Below are 19,069 nucleotides of genomic sequence, written 5' to 3'. Positions count from 1 at the left end.
GGTCACATGGCGAAGGCGAATGTTGACATCCACCCGGTCGGCCCCGACGAGCGGGCTGCCTGGGAGCCGCTGTGGCAGGGCTATCTGACGTTCTACAAGGCGACGCTGCCACAGGCCGCGACCGATACCGCGTGGAAGCGTTTTCACGACGCAAACGAGCAGATGTTTCTGCTCGGCGCCTATGTGGATGGCAAGCTCACCGGTATCGTGCAGTTCCTGTATCACCGCTCATCCTGGACGCCGGGCAACTACTGTTACCTGCAGGACCTGTTCGTCGACAACAACGCGCGGGGACATGGCGTCGGTCGCGCTCTGATCGAGGCGGTCTATGCGAAGGCCAAGGCCGATGGCTGCAGCCGCGTGCATTGGCTGACACAGAACGAGAATGCGCAGGCGCGCATTCTGTATGATCAGGTCGCGGATAATTCCGGATTTATGCAGTATCGGAAGATACTCTAATTAAAGGCAATCCGAGCGCGCCAATATGCGCTCGGATTAATCGAACTAAAAACCAAGAAAACAAAATGGGGATGAGACCATGAGCGAGACCGATAACGTCAAGGCTCTGGTGTTCGACGTGTTCGGCACCGTGGTTGATTGGCGTTCCAGCCTGATTGCTGACTGTACCGCGTTCGGCAAAGCGCGCGGTATCGCGGCTGACTGGACCGCGCTCGTCGATGCCTGGCGGCAGGCCTATATGCCCTCGATGGATGTGGTGCGCCATCATCCGGAGCGGGGCTTCGTGAAACTCGACACGCTGCATCGGCAGTCGCTCGACGTGCTGGTCGCCAAGTTCGGCATCAACGGGCTCTCGGACAACGATCTGCATCACATGACACTCGGCTGGCACCGGCTGCATCCGTGGACGGATTCGGTCAGCGGTCTGACGCGCTTGAAGACCAAATACGTCATCAGCCCGTTGTCGAACGGCAATGTCGCGCTGCTGACCAACATGGCGAAATTCGCCGGCCTGCCATGGGACCTGATCATGAGCGCGGAACTGTTCGAACACTATAAGCCCGATCCGCAGGCCTATTTGGGCGCGGCCGCACTGCTCAATCTGAAGCCTGCGGAAGTCATGATGGTCGCCGCCCATAACAGCGATCTCGATGCCGCGCACAAACTCGGCCTCAAGACCGCCTTCGTGCCGCGGGTCACTGAATATGGCCCGCACCAGAACCGCGATTTCAAGGCCGAGGGCCCGTGGGACGTGGTGGCCGATGATTTCAATGATCTGGCGAAGCGGATGGGCTGCTGACGGGCTTGGGATTTGCCGAAAGCGGCTGCGCGGCCTATTGCTGATGCCATGACGCCACCGACCATCATTCCCGTCGAATCCCAGCAGGCCTTTCTCGGCGTTACCGAATCCGCCACCGGGCGGATCTGGCGCGACCGGGTGGATCAGCGTGGGGCGGCGCGGGCGCTGGCCATGGTGCAACGTTTTCAATTGCCGGAAATGCTGGCGCGGGTCATCGCCGGCCGCAATATCGAACTCGACGCGGTCGAAGACTTCCTCGATCCCACCATTCGCAAGCTGATGCCGGACCCGTTCACCATCACGCAGATGGAAGCAGCGGCGAAGCGCATCGCGGATGCCGCACAGCGCCGGGAGAAAGTGGCGATCTTCGGCGACTACGACGTCGACGGTGCGACATCATCGGCGCTGCTGGCCTGGCATCTGCGCCATTGCGGGCTCGACCCGCAGATCCACATTCCCGATCGCATCTTCGAGGGCTACGGCCCCAATGTGGATGCCATCAGGACGCTGGCGGGCAAGGGCGCCACGCTGCTCGTCACCGTGGATTGCGGCACGACCAGTTTTGAGCCGCTGGCCGAGGCCAAGAAGCTCGGCATGTCTGTGGTTGTCATCGATCACCATCAGACCGGCGAGGAATTGCCTGACGTCGATGCCGTCGTGAATCCCAATCGGCTCGACGATATTTCCGGTCTCGGTCATCTCGCTGCCGTGGGCCTCGTGCTGATCACGCTGGTCGCGGTCAATCGCGAATTGCGCAAGCGCGGCTTCTGGACCGCGGAGATGCCGGAGCCGGATCTTCTGGGCATGCTGCATCATGTGGCCTTGGGCACCGTGGCCGACGTAGCGCCGCTGATCGGCCTGAACCGCGCCTTCGTCGCCAAGGGTCTCATCGCATTGCGACGCCGCGATCACATCGGGCACACCGCACTGATGGATGTGGCGCGTTTGAACGGCCCGCCGGAAGCATGGCATCTCGGCTTCATGCTGGGGCCGCGCATCAACGCCGGCGGCCGCATCGGGCGCGCCGATTTGGGCGTGCGGCTGCTGCTCGAAGGCGATATTTCCGAGGCCGCGAAGATCGCTGCCGAACTTGATCGGCTGAACATCGAACGACGCGTGATCGAGCAGGCCGCGGAAGCGCAGGCCGAAGCGGAGGCGCTGGCGTCACTCGGGCTGGAAGACAAAGGCTCGGTGATCGTGACGGCCAGCGAAGGCTGGCATCCGGGCGTGGTCGGGCTCGTCGCATCCCGGCTCAAAGAGAAATTTGCGCGGCCTGCTTTTGCCATCGCGCTGGAGCCCGGCGGAATCGGTACGGGGTCTGGCCGCTCGATCTCCGGCGTCGATCTCGGCAAAGCCGTGCGGCAAGCTGTTGCCGATGGGCTTCTGATGAAAGGTGGCGGGCATGCCATGGCCGCCGGTGTCACGCTGCGCAAGGAACGTCTCGGCGAATTCCGGGCCTATATCGAAAGCGCGCTGGCTGCCGACGTCGGCAAGTCGCGCAACGAGAAGGAGCTGTTCATAGACGGCGCCGTCACTGCGCGCGGTGTGACGACGGATCTCGTGAATACGCTCAATCGCGCCGGGCCGTTCGGGCAGGCCAATCCCGAGCCGGTGATTGCGCTGCCGGCGCATCAGCTCGTTTATGTCGATGAAGTTGGGCAGGCGCATCTGCGGCTGCGCTTCAAGGCGTCGGACGGTGCCATGGTCAACGGTATCGCGTTTCGTTCAGTGGGGCAGAAACTTGGCAACGCGTTGCAGGAGCTGCGCGGTCAGCCGGTCCATGTGGCGGGCTCGCTGACCGTCGATCGCTGGCAGGGCGCCGAGCGCGTGCAGATGCGCGTGATCGATGTGGCGGCGCCGGATCCCGGGCCGAAGATGATCAGGTAGTCTCACCGCTCTCAACCTGTCGTCTCCAGCTTGACCGGTGCACTCATCCATTTGTGTCTTGCCGGCGGAGCAGCCTGGTCGAATACCGATAGCGGTCCGCCGGATGAATGCTGAGCGAGACCTCAGCCAGCTCGTTTGAGGCGAACAGGTACTGCCGCCGGATCGACAGCGCATGCGCGCCAGCCGTTGCCTTCAGTGGCTCCGCCATCGCGTCCGACACGCCAACCGCAGAAATGTCCTGCCGGATCTCGACGAACCGTCGTCCCGAGATTTTTTCGACCAGCGTGCCGAAGATCTCGTGATGCCCGCCCATCTTCGCGCGAACCTCGTCGGCGAAGGCGCCGTCGATATACACGTCCGTCCAGCAGATCGGCGTCTGTGTGACGTCGCCGGGAATCGTGCGCAGACTTGAGATGCACAGCCAGCGGCGACCCGGTCGGCATCCGAGCTGGCTGGCCAGCTCGCTGTCCGCGACAATGTCGGCGACATGCTGCACGTGTCGTTCGGTCTCGGTGCCGAACTGCTGTACCGCCTCGATCGTATTGAGTGCCTGCGTAAAGCCATCACGGCCCTTGGCGGGAGAGGCCGCCTCGACGCGCGTGCCCGCATTACGTTTTCGGCTGACCAAGCCGGACGCCTGAAGCTCCTGCATCGCCGCGCGCACGGTTGATCGGCTCACGGCGAACTGGTCCGCCAGCTCGAACTCTGTCGGCAGCACGGACCCGACCGGATGCCGTCCGTCTGCAATGGCCTCGGTCAGTGCTCGGGCCACGAACGCGTAACGCTTTTCCACCGTCGTCCCTCGACCCCTAAGTCCCTGATCGCAGGATGGAAGCCTGATTGGCGACCATCTCGTCAAGGAAGGAGATTGACACACGGTTTATGTTCGGACAATTTAATATGTACGAACATAATAAGAGGAAGCGTTATGGGCAGCACGGTTTTCGATTCGGTCCTGTTTCGGGACATGTTCGGCACCGCGGAAATGCGGGCGGTCTTCGCCGACGAAGCCTTGGTCGGCCGCTACATCGAGGCCGAAGTCGCGCTGGCCCGCGCCCAGGCCCGTCTCGGCGTTGTGCCGAAGGAAGCCGCGCAGGCCATCGAGGCTGCCGCCAAATCGATCCGGATCGATTTCGACAAGCTCCGTGCTGAAACCGAAATCGTCGGCTACCCGATCCTGCCGCTGGTCCATCAGCTATCCGAGGCCGCCGGAGAGGCGGGCCGCTACGTCCACTGGGGCGCGACCACCCAGGACATCATGGATACCGCCAACGTCTTGCAGATCCGCGCGGCCTTGCAGATCGTTGCGCGCGATCTGCGCGAGGTCCGCGACATCCTCGCTACCATGGCGAAAAAATATCGCGACACGCCGATGGCCGGGCGCACCCATCTGCAGCAGGCGTTGCCGGTGACCTTCGGCTACAAGGCTGCCGTCTGGCTGTCCTCCATTGATCGGCACATTGAGCGCGTCGATCAGGCATTGCCGCGCATCCTGCTCGGCGAGTTCTCCGGCGCCGCGGGGACGCTCGCATCGGTGGGCGAGGGCGGCTTGGAGATGCAAAAGCTGTTCTGCGAGGAGCTCGGCCTGCATCAGCCCTCGATCACCTGGCATGTCGCCCGCGACGGCATCGCCGAAGCGGTCACGCTGCTCGGCCTGATCACCGGTACGCTCGGCAAGATCGCCACCGACGTGATGCTGTTGTCATCGTCCGAATTCGGCGAAGTGTCTGAGCCTTTCGTGCCCGGTCGCGGCGCGTCATCGACGATGCCGCAAAAGCGTAACGCGATTTCAAGCGAACTGATGCTCGCCGCTGCCAAGGCGGTGCGCCAGCATGTCGCGACCATGCTCGACGGCATGATCCATGACCTGGAACGTGCAACGGGGCCGTGGCACCTCGAATGGGTGTCGTTGCCGGAGAGCTTCCTGCTCACCGCCTCGTCGCTGGCCAATGCCAAATTCATGCTGGCCGGACTTGTGGTTCATGAGAAGCGCATGCTGGAGAATCTGGATCTGACACGTGGTCTCATCGTCGCCGAAGCGGTGATGATGGCAGCGGCGCCGAAACTCGGCCGCCAGCATGCGCATGACGTTGTCTACGACGCCTGCCGCAAGGCGATCGAAGGCGGCGGACAGCTGGCGGATATCCTCGCCGAGGTCCCGGAAATCACCGAAGCGCTTGGTGGCAAGGAGGCCATCCGTCGTCACTGCGACCCGGCCAACTATCTCGGCCTGTGCGGTCCGATGGTGGATCGCGTGCTGAGTATGAGCGGACACTGAAACAACACACACAACAGGGGAGGAATTTCGATGACGAAGAACATTTTGACGACCGCATTCGTGCTCGCCGGTGCACTGCTGTCTGGCCCAAGTCTGGCGCAGGATTATCCGACCCGTACCATCACCATGAACATGCCGTATTCGGCAGGTGGCCCCGGCGACACCATCGCGCGGCTGCTGGCGCAGGGCATGAGCGGCCCGCTGAAGCAGCAGGTCATCGTCGAGAACACGACGGGCGCCGGCGGCTCCATCGGCAGCGCCAAGGTCGCGGCCTCGCCGCCGGACGGCTACAATCTGCTGCTGATCCATATCAGCCACGCGACCAATCCGGCGCTGTATCCCAAGCTGAAATACGATCCGATCAAAGACTACGAGCCGATCGGTCTCGCTGTCGATCTGCCGTCAGTGTTCGTGGCACGCAAGGATCTCCCGGCCGCCAATCTCGCCGAGCTCATCGCCTGGATGAAGACGAACAAGGAGAAAGTGAACTACGCGCATGCCGGCATCGGATCGGCGTCGCATCTGTGCGGTCTGCTGCTCAATGCAGCGACCGGTACGCAGCCGACCCAGATCGCCTATCGCGGCGCTGGTCCGGCGATGAACGACATGATGAGCGGGCAGGTCGATGTCATGTGCGACCAGATCGTCAACGTGGTCGGCAATGTCGATGGCGGCACGATCAAGGGCTACGCCGTCACCAGCACCGAGAAGGCGCCGGCGCTGCCAAAGCTGCCCACGACAGCCGAAGCCGGTCTGCCGGGCTTCACCTACACGGTCTGGTACGGCCTGTTCGCGCCGAAGGGCACGCCCAAGCCGATCATCGACAAACTCGTTGCCGCATTGAACGTGGCGCTGAAGGACGAGACCGTGAAGAGCCGGCTTGCCGGGCTCGGCGTGCAGCCAGTGGCGCCAGAACGGGCGACGCCCGATGCGCTGGCCGCGCATCTGAAATCCGAGATCGACAAGTGGACGCCGATCATCAAGGCGGCGGGCGTTGTCGGCGCGCAGTGAGCGAGACTCGTGAGTGACGTTCGCACGGAACATGACGCCTTCGGTGCCATCGCGGTGCCGAAGGATCGCTATTGGGGCGCGCAGACCCAACGCGCGCTTGAGGTCTTCCAGGTTAGCGATGAGCGTTTCCCGGTCGCGCTGATCCGTGCATTCGCCCTGCAGAAGATCGCGGCCGTTCGCGCCAATCTGCAACTCGGGACGATCGCGCCGGAGATCGCAGCGCCGATCGAAACAGCGGCACTCGAACTTCAGAAAGGCCGTTTCGACGATCATTTCCCGTTGCCGATCTGGCAGACGGGCTCCGGCACCCAGACCAACATGAACGCCAACGAGGTGATCGCGAACCGCGCCAATGAATTGCTGGGCCAGCCGCTTGGGACCAAATCACCCGTTCATCCCAACGATCACGTCAATTGCTCACAGTCATCGAATGACAGCTTTCCGACCGTGATGCATGTGGCAACAACGCTGGAGTTGCGCGGGCGCTTGCTCCCGGCCTTAAAGACGCTACGCGATGATCTCCGCGCCAAGGCGGACGCGTTCTCCGACGTCGTGAAGATCGGACGCACGCATCTGATGGATGCCGTACCGATGACCATGGGGCAGGCATTCGATGCCTTCGCCCGCCAGATCGGCCATGCGATTGACCGCATCGAAGCAGTGTTTCCGCGTCTGCTGATGCTGCCCCAGGGCGGCACGGCCGTCGGCTCGGGGCTCAACGCGCCAAAGGGATTCGACAGCGCCTTTTGCGAGCACCTGAACGCACTGACCGGCGTTGCATTCGTCCCGAACCCGAGCAAGTTCGAAGGCATGGGTGCACATGACGCGCTTGTCGAAGTGTCAGGCACGCTCAACGGCCTGGCTGTGACGCTGCTGAAGATCGCGAACGACGTGCGCTTCCTCGGTTCGGGTCCGCGCTGCGGACTCGGTGAGCTCGTCATCCCGCATGACGGGCTGACATCGTCGATCATGCCTGGCAAACGCAACCCGACGATCGCTGAGATGCTTGTGCAGGTCTGTTTTCAGGTGACGGGCAACAACGCCGTCGTCACCGCAGCCAGCGCATCCGGCAATTTCGAGCTCAACGTTGCCAAGCCGGTCATCATCTACAACGTCTTGCAGTCGATCCGCATCCTCGCCGATGGCGTCGATGTCTTTACGTCCCGATTGATCCGCGATCTCGACGTCGATCGGCGACAGCTCGCCGCGAATGTCGCCAACGCGCCGCTGCTCGCGACAGCCCTCAATCCGGTGATCGGCTACGACAAGGTCGCACTCATCACAGCCAGAGCTTTGGATGAAGCCATCACACCGCGCGAAGCAGCGATCGCGCTAGGACTGCTCTCGGGTGAAGACTACGATCGTTACGTCGATCCGCAGCGGATGGCGGGCATTTGACGGAACGGCTCAGCCGCCTTGCCGCAACCGCGCGAGCACCTTCAGCCCGCCATAGCCATCCGCCGGCAGCAGACCCATCTTCGTTTGATAGTCCTTCACCGCTTTCATCGTGTCGTTGCCGACGCGGCCATCGGTGCCGCCGGTGTCGAAGCCGGCGCGGGTGAGGCGAGTTTGTACTTCCTGCACTTCGGCGAGTGTGAGCGCGCGTTCCGAGCCGGGGAACGGCTGGATGAAAGGCGGCGCGCCGAGAATGCGATCGCCGAGATGGCAGATCGCCAGCGCATAATTCATCGACGGGTTATAGCTGCGCACGGCGTAGAAGCCCTGGCCGAGCAGGAAGGCCGGACCGCCCTGCACAGGCACCCAGAGCTTGGCATTTGCAGTGGCCTGCGGGAACGGCTGTCCATCGGCGCGCGTAACGCCGGCTGCGGACCATGCTGCAAAACTGCGATTGCTATCCGATGAGCCGGCGCCATTGGCGCGGACTTCATAGCCCCAGTGTTCGCCGCGCGGATATTTGCCGCGATTGACGAGGAAGCGTGCGCTTGAGCCCAGCGCATCGTCAGGCTTGCCGAACGGCGAGACGCGGCCGTCGCGGTCATAGTCGATGCCGACATTGAGCCAGACTTCCGGCATCCATTGCGTGTGGCCCATTGCACCGGCCCAGGAGCCGCGCATCTCGTCGGGCGTGCCCCATCCCTTATCGACGATCTTCAGCGCGTTGATGAGTTCGGTTTCCCAATAGGCGCGGCGGCGCGGCTCGTTCCACGCCAGTGCGGCCAGCGACGGAAACACCGGGCGCATATGGTTCTGCTGCACGATGGGATCGCCATAGGCGGACTCGACGCCCCACAGCGCCAGCAGCGTGCCGCGCTCGACGCCGAAGTCACGCTCGATGCGGTCGAACACGGCTTCGTTCTTGCGCAGCGCATCCTTGCCGGCGGCGATGCGCCAGTCGGAGGCGCGGCGGTTGATGTATTGCCAGAGCTGCTCGTGAAATTCCGGCTGCTTCTGCATCTTGGTGAACACGGACATGTCCGGCTCGATGCGGCCCATCACGCGGGTATAGGTGGCCTCGGAGACACCTTTGGCAATTGCCTTTGCACGAAAGCCGTCGCGCCACGCGTCGAAGCCCGCGGGGGCCGCAGAGGCGGTCCCGGGCATGGCCAGCAGCGCGCCGGCACCGAGGGCGGAGCGGAGCAGGCTGCGTCGGTCGATCAGGGAATCGCGCGTGGTCATGCCCCCATTGTAGCCGCATGATTTGCGCCGTGGCAGGGGCAATGCGTCGCGGCGCGGGGAGGCCGTCAACATATTGAAGTCACGCATGAAAAAGACCGCCGGGAGCCTTTTTTGGCTTCCGGCGGTCTTGCGAAAAAGGTGAGGCCGACTTGCGGCAATCTTGCGACGGCGGGAGCTGTTAGTCCTTGGCGCGCTCGATGTACGAGCCGTCCTCGATCAGCACCACGATGCGTGTGCCGGTGCCGACATGCGGCGGCACGTTGGTGCGGACGCCGTTGGACAGCATGGCAGGCTTGTAGGACGACGACGCGGTCTGGCCCTTGGTCACCGGCTCGGTATCGACGACTTCGAGGGTCGCGCGCTGCGGCATCTGGATCGCCACCGGAACCAGACCATGCAGCGACAGCTTTACGGTCATGTTCTCCTGCAGATAGGGCTCGGCATCGCCGATGACGTCCTTCTGCACCTGAACCTGGTCGTAATTGTCGTTGTTCATGAAATGGAAGCCGTCGGCATCCTTGTAGAGGTAATTGAAGTTCTGGTCTTCAATCGTCGCCTTTTCCACCTGGTCAGTGGTCTTGTAGCGCTCCGAGATCTTCACACCGTCGCTGATTCGGCGCATTTCGATCTGGCTGACCGGGGTTCCCTTGCCGGGGTGGATGTTCTCCGCGGACAGAACCACGTAGAGCTTGCCTTCCTGCTCGATGACGTTGCCCTTGCGAATAGAACTGGCGATGACTTTCACAGATATGTTTCCTAGATTTCAGGCCCGGGACCGATCCGGACGTGTGTGTCCTGTGGCCAGCGAAGCGGTTTCGGGGGGCAACATACTGATTTCACGCGGCGATGCCAGCGTTTTGCAACCCAAAAGGGCCGTTTGCCGATGACTGGAACCGACCGGCCGTCGCCCTGGTGGAGCCCGGCGCGACATCAGGACCGCCGGGGCTTCCTGCTGGCGCGGGGAGCGATCACGAAGGGTATCCGGACGTGGTTTGAGGCTCAGGGCTTCCTGGAGGTCGAGACTGGCGTCCTGCAGGTCTCACCGGGCAATGAGACCCATCTGCATGCGCCAAAGACGACATTGATCGACCGCGACGGCGAGCGGTTCTCGCGGTATCTGCGGACATCGCCGGAATTCGCCTGCAAGAAGCTGCTGGCGGCAGGGGAGACGAAAATCTTCGAATTCGCCCGGGTGTTTCGCGACCGCGAGCGCGGCGACAAGCACCTGCCTGAATTCACGATGCTCGAATGGTACCGTGCTGAGGAGAGCTATGAGGCTGTGATCGTCGATTGTGTGGCGATCATTGCATGCGCGGCGCAGGCGACAGGCATCAAGCAGTTCAGGTTTCGCGGTCAGGTTGCCGATCCGTTTGCCGAGCCGGAGATATTAACCGTGGCAGCGGCGTTCACGCGTTTTGCGGATATAGATTTGCTTGCAAGCATCGATGGCGCCGAGGGGGATCGCGCTATGCTGGCGGCTGCTGCGACCGGCAAGGTGCGGATCAGCGATGACGATACGTGGTCGGATATTTTCAGCAAGATTCTCGTCGAGTATGTCGAGCCGCATCTCGGGCTGGGACGGATGACCGTGCTGTTTGAATACCCGTCGCCGGAAGCGGCATTGGCGCGCACCAAAGAAGGCGACCGACGCGTGGCCGAACGCTTTGAGATCTATGCTTGCGGCGTCGAACTCGCCAACGGCTTCGGCGAATTGACCGACGCTGATGAGCAGCGCCGCCGCTTCACGGAAGCGATGGATGAAAAGGAGCGTCGCTATGGTGAGCGCTATCCGCTCGATGAGGAGTTTCTTGAGGCCGTCGCAACGATGCCGCCTGCGTCCGGTGTTGCACTCGGATTCGACCGGCTGGTGATGCTCGCGTCGGGCGCGACGCGGATCGATCAGGTGGTGTGGACGCCGCCGGCAGGTGTGTCATGAACCGTCACGTGAAAGTTGCGACGACCCTGCGGCAAGCCAGCGACCTCATCGAAAACGGTCTCGCGCCAGCCTCGATGCTGGCCGATCTGGAGAAGGTCGCCGCGCGTTATGCGGTCGCGGTGACGCCGGCCGTAGCCGCACTGATCGACAGCAGCGATCCCGACGATCCGATCGCGCGCCAGTACATACCGAGTGTGGATGAACTGAACGCGCAGCCCGAAGAGAACGCTGATCCGATCGGTGATCACGCCCATGCGCCAATCGACGGCATCGTGCATCGCTATCCCGACCGTGTACTGTTCAAGCTGGTACATGTCTGCGCGGTGTATTGCCGGTTCTGTTTCCGCCGCGAGATGGTGGGGCCGGGCAAGGAGACCGCGCTGTCACCCGACGCCTATTCAGCCGCGCTGGATTACATCCGCAGTCATGACGAGATCTGGGAGGTAATCCTCACCGGCGGCGATCCCCTGATGCTGTCGCCGCGGCGATTGAGCGAGATCATGGCGGATCTCGCTGATATCCCGCATGTAAAGATCATTCGATTGCATACGCGGGTCCCCGTGGCTGATCCCGGCCGCGTGAGTGCGGAAATGGTGGATGCATTGAAAGTCACGGGTGCCAGCACATGGGTGGCGCTGCATGCCAATCATCCGCGCGAGCTGACGGATGCTGCACGTGCGGCCTGCGCGCTGATGGTGGATGCCGGCATTCCCATGGTGAGCCAGTCGGTATTGCTGCGCGGCGTCAATGACGATGCGGCGACGCTGACGGCACTGATGCGCGGTTTCGTCGAGTGCCGCATCAAGCCCTATTATCTGCATCACGGCGACCTCGCGCCTGGCACCGCACATTTGCGCACCAGCATCGCGGAGGGACAGGCCTTGATGCGCGCCATTCGAGGCAATGTTTCCGGATTGTGCCAGCCGGATTATGTGCTCGATATTCCCGGCGGTTATGGCAAGGCGCCGATCGGTCCCGAATATTTGTCCGAGAATTCTTCAGTCAACCTCAAGCCTGACGGTGAAGCTTCTGCGGAATCGGTCTATCGTGTTGTGGATTACTGCGGCGACGTTCATATCTATCCACCGAAGCCGTAGTGATCGGCTTACACGCGCCACCTGGTGTCGGAGACAAAAAATGAAAACATTGTTCGTGATGACGGCAGGCCTGTTCGTTCTCGGCCATTCGCTGGCTCTGGCGCAGGATTCGTCCCGCAACCTGCCACCCAAGGGCCTGCGCTCGCAGCCGACCACACAGACCAACAGCGGCGGTGCTCTGCCAGAGGCTCCCGTCGGCCATCGCCAGCCGCGCCCAGGCGATTTGCCGCCGGAGACCGGCAAGAACGATCCATCCCGCATCGACGCGCAGGATCGCGAACTTGATCGCATGATCAAGAATATCTGCAAGGGCTGCTGAGCCCCTGCAGATCATCGGCCGGATCAGGCCTTCTTGCGCGCGGCCATCGCCAAGCCGATCAGCGAAGCGCCGCCGATCACCAGATTGATGCCGACCATCAAGCCGATGGCCCAGGCTGCCGTGCCGGGCAGGCCCGAGATGATGATGAAGGCGATCACGATATCCATCAGACCGGAGAAGGCCATCCAGCTCCAGCGCTCGGACAGCTCCTTGCGATGCTGGAGCGCTTACATGATGGTCGCTACGCCCTCGGCGAGGAAATAGACGCCAACCACGAATGTCAGTGTCAGCGTGCTTTCGGCCGGGCGCGTAAGCAGAATGATGCCGGCGCCGATGCCGAGGATTGCTGAAATCAGCGACCAGATGAAGCCCGGCGTCTGACGCGCCCAGAAGGTCATCAGCAGCGCGGCGACGCCCGAGATGAAGAACATCCAGCCCAGCATGACGGTGACGGCGATGCTGGCCACCTGCGGCACGATCATCGCGGCGAAGCCGAGGATCACCAGCACGATGCCCTCGATTAGAAATGCCTTCCAATGCGCGCGCACGGCGTCGCTCATCTTCGATTGCAGCTCGGCGAGGTTGGGCGGCATGGTCATGGCGGCAATGTCCTGATCGGGCCGGCAGCATGCTGGCCGTAGCTTGCATTTATCCGCTCACACGCGGAAGCGTGCAAGTTTGTTGATCGGGAATAGCTCGAATGTCGCGTGAGGTCTTGAACGTTACGACTGCGCGGTCATGGCTGGCGCGGCCGTGCGCATGCGGTTGCGCCCGAGAATATAGGCTGTCGTCGTCAGCACCAGCAGCACGGCGCCGATGGCGATGGATGCCAGACCGAGTGGGATCAGCACCATGGTGACGTTGCGCGCCGGGTTCGTAAACCAGTGATGAATCGAGGTCAGCAAAAAGGCTGTGCCGGCAAAGCCCGCGCCGCCGCCGGCAACCAGCAGTGCCCACATGCCGCGCAACTGGCGGAGCCGCTCGCGTGACACCTCGGTATGTGGCGCATGATGCGCGCCGATCCGCCGGACCAGCCGCGCCGCCAGCGCAATGGTGCCTAAGCCGATCACCACGCCGGCGGCCTCGAGCACGCGGCGCATCACGCCGACGATCTCCGGATGTCGCTGCAGCGTCAGCAGAGGGAGATCAAAACAGGCATGCAGCGTCACTGGCGCGAGAACAATGAGCATGGGCGTGCGAATGAAGGCCCACCCATCGCGGCGATGGGCGCCGAGCGCGCGGCCGGAGCGGGTGATGGCGATATAGGCGCCGGCGATGACGCCGAGCGCGCCGTGAAACGGCACGGTCAGTACGCTGCGCAGCACCGCGAGCGTCCGCCACATCTCGGGATATTGCAGGAGATAGACGAGATTCTCGTAGGCGGCGAAGCCGAGGCCGGCGGCGGCGCCGTAAACCACCGTGTCCATCGGATCGGCCGTCCGGGCGCGCTGGGTGGACACCGCGATGATGACGAAGATCTTCACGATCTCCTCCGGCGCGGCGACACCAAACACGGCGTGGAGCACCATGGCCAGGGTCGGGTTGTCCGTAAGACCCGGAATTGCCGCGAACAGCGCGCGGGCATAGCCGAGCAGGGAGATGCTGGCGGCCCCCAGCAGGAATGACGCCCAGACCAACCCGGGCGGTCCCGGCCGTTCATCGGCAGCAATCACCAGCCACAGCAACAGCAAAGCTGGTGCCACGGCGGCGATACCGATCACGGTGGGGAGCGATTCGAGCAGGTTCATGGAACTTAATTATAGACGGCCGGGCAGACCGGAAAGAGTGACTCTTGCGGGAGCCGCCTGCGACAAAAGAGAAGCTGGCGGGCCCGGGCCAGGGCCGGAACCAATCAGTGTTCGGTCGATTGGGCTGACACAGCTCAAACTGCACGGGAAATGACCATGGCGGACGACGCAAAGACACCCCCCTACATCTACGAAGGCGTCGAGCCCGTGCCTGAGGCCAGGTCGACAATCACAGAAACGATCACGGATGTGAAAGAGGCGGTGACCGAGACCGCGCACCGCATCGGCGGTGCCATCGAGTCCGGCAAGAAGCCAGGGATGCCGTTGAGCATCCTGGCCAATGTCGCACGCGAAGCGCCGCTGGGGTCGCTGCTGGTTGCTTTTCTGCTCGGCGTCGCCGTGGCGCGCCGGCGCTAGGCGTCAGCGAATCCGGGCCGGCACCAGATTGACCGGCTTCGAGGTCCGCAGTGATGCTGGCTGGTAGGCCGAAGCGGGTGCGAACACCGACTTGCAGCCGTCGCTAAGCTGAGACTTGTTGCGGATCATGCAAGCCGTGACGCGATCGACATCCGGGATCTCCGAACTACAGAGACGCATCGCATCGCCCGTGCAAAGCTGTTCCTGCTCGGCGCTGTAGGCGTGGCAGACGGTGGTCAGCATGCCGAATGCAAGAACAGTGGCGGCGGCGAGCTTGGCGGTGGTGAATGTCATCGTGTGTCCCTCGATCTTGTGTCCATCCGTGCGCCGATCGGCGCGTCGTTGGAGCAATGGATAGAGGGCGTTCGCTTCAGGCAGTTTGCGCGGAGGCGAGGAAACGGTTTCTTCGACCGCGGTTTTGTTTCATTGCTGGTGATGGACGAAACACAGCGCGCCGGTTCGGAAGCCCCTCCCTGATGGACATCATTCAGAAAATCTCGGCGCTGATCGCGGCGCAAGCCGATTTGGCTGGACCGCTTGGCTTCGTCATCGCCTTCTTCGGATGTCTGGTCGGCTCCAGTTTTGTCGTTCCGGCTGCGGCCATCGTGACGGCGACCGGCGTGCTGATCGGGGCCGGCGTGGTATCCTGGACTTTCGTCCTCTGGGCCATCGGCGGTGCGGTGCTCGGCATGAGCGTGTCCTATGAACTCGGCAAACGGTGCGGGCCGAGGCTGCTGGAGATGCGGATGCTCCAATCGCGTCAGCAACTGGTGGCGCGGGTGCGTGGGCTATTCGAGCGCTACGGCATCGCGGCGATCATGGTCGGTTATCATATCGGGCCGGCGCGCGCGCTGGTCACCAGCGTCGCGGGCATTACCGGCATGCCGCGTCTGAAGTTCGAAATTGCCAGTATCGTGTCAGCAATGGTCTGGATCGTCGATCACGCCTTGATCGGCGTCATCCCCGGCACACTCATCGACGCCGACAGTCCATGGTTGCTCCCGGTGACATTGGGAGCGCCGGTCGTCGTGATCGTTCTGACCGTGATGTTGCTGCGCAAGGCGTTCTAGATGGCGCTTAAGTGGCGGCGGGTGCCTGCGCCACTTCGATTACATGTCGGTCTGCGCCGACTTGAATGACAATCGAATAAGCCTTTTGATTTCCGGATGGAGGTGTGGTCGGCGGAGACAGATGAAGCTGTCCGCCATACCATTCGCCCGGCAGTAACGTGTTGTCCTTGATCACCGCCTGCTCGAGCTGTGCCATATTCTGTTGGCCGCGTTCCACAGTTGCGGCGAACATCGCTTCGTTCTGAGCGGCAGCATTGTTCTGTGCGATTGCTGCGGCCGTGGGACTATAGAATGTCCCCTGACCGCCGCGAGGGGTAGTGTAGGTACCGTAACCTGCACGAGAGGCGCTATAGGCATTTGCGGCTCCAGCGACTCCGACCAAAATTGCTGCGGCCACCTGACGGTTCTTCTCTTCTTGGGCCAGCATTTCATACGTCACGACTTGCATCGGATAATCCTGCTCGCCAACCCTCTGGCTCACATCAACTTGTCCAACGCGGAATTCGACCGGAGCTTTTCCGAAGTTATTTATGCCGACGATGAACACAGGCCTGCCGTTTGCCTGCAACTGTCGTGAGGCTGGCCGAACGAGAACAATCGAACTCTTCTGGCGCGACACGAGGGCAGGTTGGCCATCACGCATCATGGCCTGCTGATTTGGATTCGAACTGCGAAACTGAACTGTTTCGGTATTGGTGACGCAGCCACCCAGCGTGGCAGCGAGTGCCACGGCTCCCCATTTACGCATTTTACTTCTCCCCAGACCCTTGCTTATCCAAGCGCAACGAGAGGGTGAGGGCAAGAGATTTACACTCGCGTGTACGCTGGTACCGACTCCGGCATCACGCCGCCTTCGAGATCTTCTTCTTGAGATGCCCGGTGTCGTGATCGCGGCGGAGCTGACTGAGCGAGGTGTCGTTGAGCTTCGGCAGCACTTCGCTGAGCGTGAGCGTGTCGGGATGCCCGGCTGCGAAAAACTTGCCGTAGATCTTGCGGAGTGTTGCCAGTGTGGTGCTGCCGTATTTCTCGGTCATCGCGCTGTCGTGCGCGTGAAGGTGATCACCGCCGTCATGCTTCATGTCTCGCTCCCTGCCGGTATCGCATGATCTCGCACCTTGAGCAGTGCAGATTGCGTTCGGCCAGACAGACTAGGCGCGGTGCTGTGGAGAGTACAAGCAGTTCACGTGTGCTCGGGAGCAATCGCGCGGGATGGCTTAGCCGCGCGCCCCGGGGCGCTTGCGCTGCACAACGATCTTCATCTTCTGACGGCCCTTGCTTGCCGCGGCTCGGGAGCGTGAGCGGCGCGGTTGCTCTCGCGCGGCAGGCTTGTCGTCAGTTGCCGAGGTGCTGGCAAAAGACTGCCGGAGAGTGTCGAGCGTGGAGGTGAGGGCGCCGACCTGCTCGTTGAGCTTGCGCGCTTCGTTCTGCTGCGCTGTCATCAGACGCTGCATGGTCTGCAACTGATCCTGCACGACCTGAAGCTGATCGATCGACTGCTGCTGCGTGGCCTCGATGCCTTTGGTCTTTTCGATCAGCTGTTCGGACGCCTGCGCCACACGGGCCTGTTGCAGGCGCGATGCGGTGAGCCGCTCCGGCTCCGGCGTTGCGCCGCTATAGCTGCGCCACGTGAAGATGCCGCCGATGCCGATCACGACCAGAAACAGGGCCGCAGCCGCAACCATGATCGGCTGCTGGCTAATGCGCCAGGTGTGACTGGGCTCGGACGCGTAACTGTGCTGGGAAGCGCTCGGCATGATTTCGACCATGAAGCTCGAAGTCCTATGGCGTGTGATCGTTCCAATCCGCGACAAAACCATCCAGAACGCGTGAATTTCGGGAGGTTCGCGGCCAAGTTCAACGAAAATAAGGCTCGGGTGGCAATAACGTGGCCTAACCCAGGGCAGTGCGCGAATGGCGCTCCCTAGCAGTGCCAACGGGGCTGTGCATAACATCTTGAAGTAGCGAGGAAAAGTGCGAATTGTTTGACATTTTCTTGGCCTTCGCCGACAAAAACGTCCAACAAAACGTCCAACATGGGGCAGGGATGGGCGAGCATCTGACTAAGCGAAATGGAACCTGGCACTTCGTGCGTCGCGTGCCGGAAGAGTTCGCGAGTTATGACAAACGCGGCATCGTGAAGCTGTCCACCAAGGTACGCATTGCTCGTGACAGGCACGGACGGCGCGCCTCCCTGATCGCCGATCGGATGAATCTGGACCTTGAAGCCTACTGGCAGAAGTGCGCCGCCGGTGAAGCCGGCAGGGCGGCCACGGACCACGCCGAAGCGGTTCGGCGGGCGCGCATCCTCGACCTTTCATATCGCCCCGCTGCCGCCGTAGCGTTAGAAGCGCCAGCCGAGCTGAAGCGACGCATCGAAACCCTCGCCGAGGGCGACCGGTTGCATGATCCCGTGACGCGCGCGGCCGTGCTCGGTGGTGTTGCTGAGCCGCTTATCAAGCTTTCAACTCTGTTTGCCGAATTCGAGGCGGCCACGGCGACCGAGCGCATGAACTATTCACCGAAGCAGCTCAAGAAATGGAAGGCCGGCAAAGAGCGCGCTATTGAGATCCTGATCGAGGTGGTGACCGATAAGGCCCTTCAAGAGATGACCCGTGACGATGCGCTCAAGTACCGCGATCACTGGCAAGCCCGCGCCGTGAAGCGTGAAGTTGCCATCGGCACCGCAAACAAGAACATTACTCATATTCAGCGCATGGTTCGAACCGTCAGCCAGCGGCATCACCTGGACAAGGAGAGCCTGTTCGCCGGTCTGCGTCTCTCCGGCGGTGAGCGCGGGCAGCGCAAGCCTTTCGAGACCGCTTTTATCGTCGACACGATCCTGCGACCGGGAGGCTTCGACGCGCTGAACGATCAGGCGGTGGCCGCAGTGCACATCCTAATCAACACCGGCGCGCGACCCTGCGAGGTGTTGAACCTGCTGCCGGCGAATATCGTGCTCGATGCCAATATCCCCTATATCCGAGTGGTTCCCGACGGACGCGTGCTGAAGACGGAATCGTCGGAGCGCGACATTCCTCTGGTCGGCATCGCTCTCGAAGCGATGCGACGCTTTCCGAAAGGCTTTGCGCGCTACTTTGACAACGAGGACAGTTTCTCGGCAGCGGTCAATAAGCACATGAAGAAGCATGGCATGAAGCCTTCGTCGCGCCATTCGGTCTATTCGTTCCGTCATAGCTTTAAGGATCGGCTGCGCAATGCCGAATGTCCGGACGAGCTTACCGACGAACTAATGGGCCACGCCAGCGGCAAGCCGAAATACGGTGACGGCCACGGCCTCAAGCTCAAACTAAAATATCTGCAAATGATCGCATTGGCCTCTCCGGAACCGGACGTAACCTTGAAGGCAGTCGGATGACTGCTCAGGAGCCCAGTTGAGATTAGGTGGCGGAA

The 19,069-nt window shown here is 62.2% G+C and carries 20 protein-coding genes and 1 pseudogene; 12 read left to right on the top strand and 9 right to left on the bottom strand.

Features of this window, described 5'->3' with window-relative positions; genetic code table 11:
• Nucleotides 1–6 precede the first annotated feature (6 nt).
• The 3 genes from AB8A50_RS06875 (at nt 7) to recJ (ending at nt 3,145) form a co-directional block, all read left to right on the top strand.
• A complete protein-coding gene (locus AB8A50_RS06875; protein WP_120289464.1) occupies nt 7–459 on the top strand; it encodes a GNAT family N-acetyltransferase in 453 nt (150 codons plus the stop codon).
• Between the two features lie 79 nt (nt 460–538).
• Nucleotides 539–1,258 carry a haloacid dehalogenase type II gene (locus AB8A50_RS06870; protein WP_439077215.1) on the top strand — a complete coding sequence of 240 codons (720 nt, stop codon included), beginning with the start codon at nt 539–541 and terminating at the stop codon, nt 1,256–1,258.
• A 48-nt stretch (nt 1,259–1,306) separates the two neighbouring features.
• Nucleotides 1,307–3,145 (top strand): single-stranded-DNA-specific exonuclease RecJ, encoded by a 1,839-nt coding sequence (recJ, locus tag AB8A50_RS06865; protein WP_439077214.1) that lies wholly within the window; start codon nt 1,307–1,309, stop codon nt 3,143–3,145.
• A 43-nt stretch (nt 3,146–3,188) separates the two neighbouring features.
• Here the strand turns inward: recJ and AB8A50_RS06860 are convergent, their stop codons facing one another.
• On the bottom strand, nt 3,189–3,938 hold the full coding sequence (locus AB8A50_RS06860; protein WP_439077213.1) for a GntR family transcriptional regulator: 750 nt from the start codon (nt 3,936–3,938) through the stop codon (nt 3,189–3,191).
• 135 nt (nt 3,939–4,073) lie between these two features.
• Between AB8A50_RS06860 and AB8A50_RS06855 the strand changes: the two genes are divergently transcribed.
• Genes AB8A50_RS06855 through AB8A50_RS06845 form a run of 3 tightly spaced genes read left to right on the top strand, consistent with a single transcriptional unit; the run spans nt 4,074 to nt 7,832 of the window.
• Nucleotides 4,074–5,423, top strand: coding sequence for a class-II fumarase/aspartase family protein (locus tag AB8A50_RS06855; RefSeq protein WP_439077212.1), 1,350 nt, complete (start codon nt 4,074–4,076; stop codon nt 5,421–5,423).
• A 30-nt stretch (nt 5,424–5,453) separates the two neighbouring features.
• Nucleotides 5,454–6,434, top strand: a complete 981-nt coding sequence (locus tag AB8A50_RS06850; RefSeq protein ID WP_439077211.1) for a tripartite tricarboxylate transporter substrate-binding protein — start codon at nt 5,454–5,456, stop codon at nt 6,432–6,434.
• Nucleotides 6,435–6,443: 9 nt separating this feature from the next.
• The gene (locus tag AB8A50_RS06845) at nt 6,444–7,832 is read left to right on the top strand and encodes a class II fumarate hydratase (protein ID WP_439077210.1); all 1,389 of its coding nucleotides are present in this window, start codon (nt 6,444–6,446) and stop codon (nt 7,830–7,832) included.
• A gap of 9 nt (nt 7,833–7,841) precedes the next feature.
• On the opposite strand, the gene AB8A50_RS06840 is transcribed toward AB8A50_RS06845, so the two are convergent.
• Both AB8A50_RS06840 and efp read right to left on the bottom strand, forming a co-directional pair.
• Nucleotides 7,842–9,071 (bottom strand): lytic murein transglycosylase, encoded by a 1,230-nt coding sequence (locus tag AB8A50_RS06840; protein ID WP_439077209.1) that lies wholly within the window; start codon nt 9,069–9,071, stop codon nt 7,842–7,844.
• 178 nt (nt 9,072–9,249) lie between these two features.
• Nucleotides 9,250–9,816, bottom strand: a complete 567-nt coding sequence (efp, locus tag AB8A50_RS06835; protein ID WP_068736546.1) for an elongation factor P — start codon at nt 9,814–9,816, stop codon at nt 9,250–9,252.
• A 138-nt stretch (nt 9,817–9,954) separates the two neighbouring features.
• Here efp and epmA point away from each other — a divergent pair, with 138 nt between their 5' ends.
• Genes epmA through AB8A50_RS06820 form a run of 3 tightly spaced genes read left to right on the top strand, consistent with a single transcriptional unit; the run spans nt 9,955 to nt 12,423 of the window.
• Nucleotides 9,955–11,007, top strand: coding sequence for an EF-P lysine aminoacylase EpmA (gene epmA / locus AB8A50_RS06830; protein ID WP_439077208.1), 1,053 nt, complete (start codon nt 9,955–9,957; stop codon nt 11,005–11,007).
• Nucleotides 11,004–12,104, top strand: a complete 1,101-nt coding sequence (locus tag AB8A50_RS06825) for a lysine-2,3-aminomutase-like protein (protein WP_439077207.1) — start codon at nt 11,004–11,006, stop codon at nt 12,102–12,104. Before epmA ends, AB8A50_RS06825 begins: the two co-directional genes overlap by 4 nt.
• A 40-nt stretch (nt 12,105–12,144) precedes the next feature.
• Entirely contained in the window at nt 12,145–12,423 is a 279-nt protein-coding gene (locus tag AB8A50_RS06820) for a hypothetical protein (protein ID WP_081422013.1), read from the top strand.
• A 23-nt stretch (nt 12,424–12,446) separates the two neighbouring features.
• On the opposite strand, the pseudogene AB8A50_RS06815 reads toward AB8A50_RS06820, so the two are convergent.
• A pseudogene (locus tag AB8A50_RS06815) lies at nt 12,447–13,022 on the bottom strand (HdeD family acid-resistance protein).
• A gap of 123 nt (nt 13,023–13,145) precedes the next feature.
• Nucleotides 13,146–14,171 (bottom strand): PrsW family glutamic-type intramembrane protease, encoded by a 1,026-nt coding sequence (locus AB8A50_RS06810; RefSeq protein ID WP_439077206.1) that lies wholly within the window; start codon nt 14,169–14,171, stop codon nt 13,146–13,148.
• A 156-nt stretch (nt 14,172–14,327) separates the two neighbouring features.
• Between AB8A50_RS06810 and AB8A50_RS06805 the strand changes: the two genes are divergently transcribed.
• Entirely contained in the window at nt 14,328–14,588 is a 261-nt protein-coding gene (locus tag AB8A50_RS06805; protein WP_068736902.1) for a hypothetical protein, read from the top strand.
• Between the two features lie 3 nt (nt 14,589–14,591).
• Here the strand turns inward: AB8A50_RS06805 and AB8A50_RS06800 are convergent, their stop codons facing one another.
• Nucleotides 14,592–14,882, bottom strand: coding sequence for a hypothetical protein (locus AB8A50_RS06800; RefSeq protein ID WP_199712062.1), 291 nt, complete (start codon nt 14,880–14,882; stop codon nt 14,592–14,594).
• A 182-nt stretch (nt 14,883–15,064) separates the two neighbouring features.
• Here AB8A50_RS06800 and AB8A50_RS06795 point away from each other — a divergent pair, with 182 nt between their 5' ends.
• A complete protein-coding gene (locus AB8A50_RS06795; RefSeq protein ID WP_439077205.1) occupies nt 15,065–15,658 on the top strand; it encodes a DedA family protein in 594 nt (197 codons plus the stop codon).
• Nucleotides 15,659–15,665: 7 nt separating this feature from the next.
• Here AB8A50_RS06795 and AB8A50_RS06790 read toward each other — a convergent pair whose 3' ends face one another.
• The 3 genes from AB8A50_RS06790 to AB8A50_RS06780 all read right to left on the bottom strand — a co-directional run bounded on the left by AB8A50_RS06790 (nt 15,666) and on the right by AB8A50_RS06780 (nt 17,424).
• On the bottom strand, nt 15,666–16,406 hold the full coding sequence (locus AB8A50_RS06790) for a hypothetical protein (protein WP_439077204.1): 741 nt from the start codon (nt 16,404–16,406) through the stop codon (nt 15,666–15,668).
• A gap of 94 nt (nt 16,407–16,500) precedes the next feature.
• The gene (locus AB8A50_RS06785; protein WP_068736536.1) at nt 16,501–16,737 is read right to left on the bottom strand and encodes a hypothetical protein; all 237 of its coding nucleotides are present in this window, start codon (nt 16,735–16,737) and stop codon (nt 16,501–16,503) included.
• A gap of 135 nt (nt 16,738–16,872) precedes the next feature.
• Nucleotides 16,873–17,424 carry a hypothetical protein gene (locus tag AB8A50_RS06780; protein WP_309946149.1) on the bottom strand — a complete coding sequence of 184 codons (552 nt, stop codon included), beginning with the start codon at nt 17,422–17,424 and terminating at the stop codon, nt 16,873–16,875.
• Between the two features lie 212 nt (nt 17,425–17,636).
• Between AB8A50_RS06780 and AB8A50_RS06775 the strand changes: the two genes are divergently transcribed.
• Nucleotides 17,637–19,034: a molecular chaperone gene (locus AB8A50_RS06775; RefSeq protein ID WP_439077203.1), complete on the top strand. Its 1,398-nt coding sequence runs from the start codon at nt 17,637–17,639 to the stop codon at nt 19,032–19,034.
• The last annotated feature ends 35 nt before the right edge of the window (nt 19,035–19,069 follow it).

The organism is Tardiphaga sp. 841_E9_N1_2, from assembly GCF_051811065.1.
GTDB classification, from domain to species: Bacteria; Pseudomonadota; Alphaproteobacteria; order Rhizobiales; family Xanthobacteraceae; genus Tardiphaga; species Tardiphaga robiniae.
The sequence above is the reverse complement of the archived record's forward strand: the minus strand, read 5'-3'. Positions and strand labels throughout refer to the sequence as shown.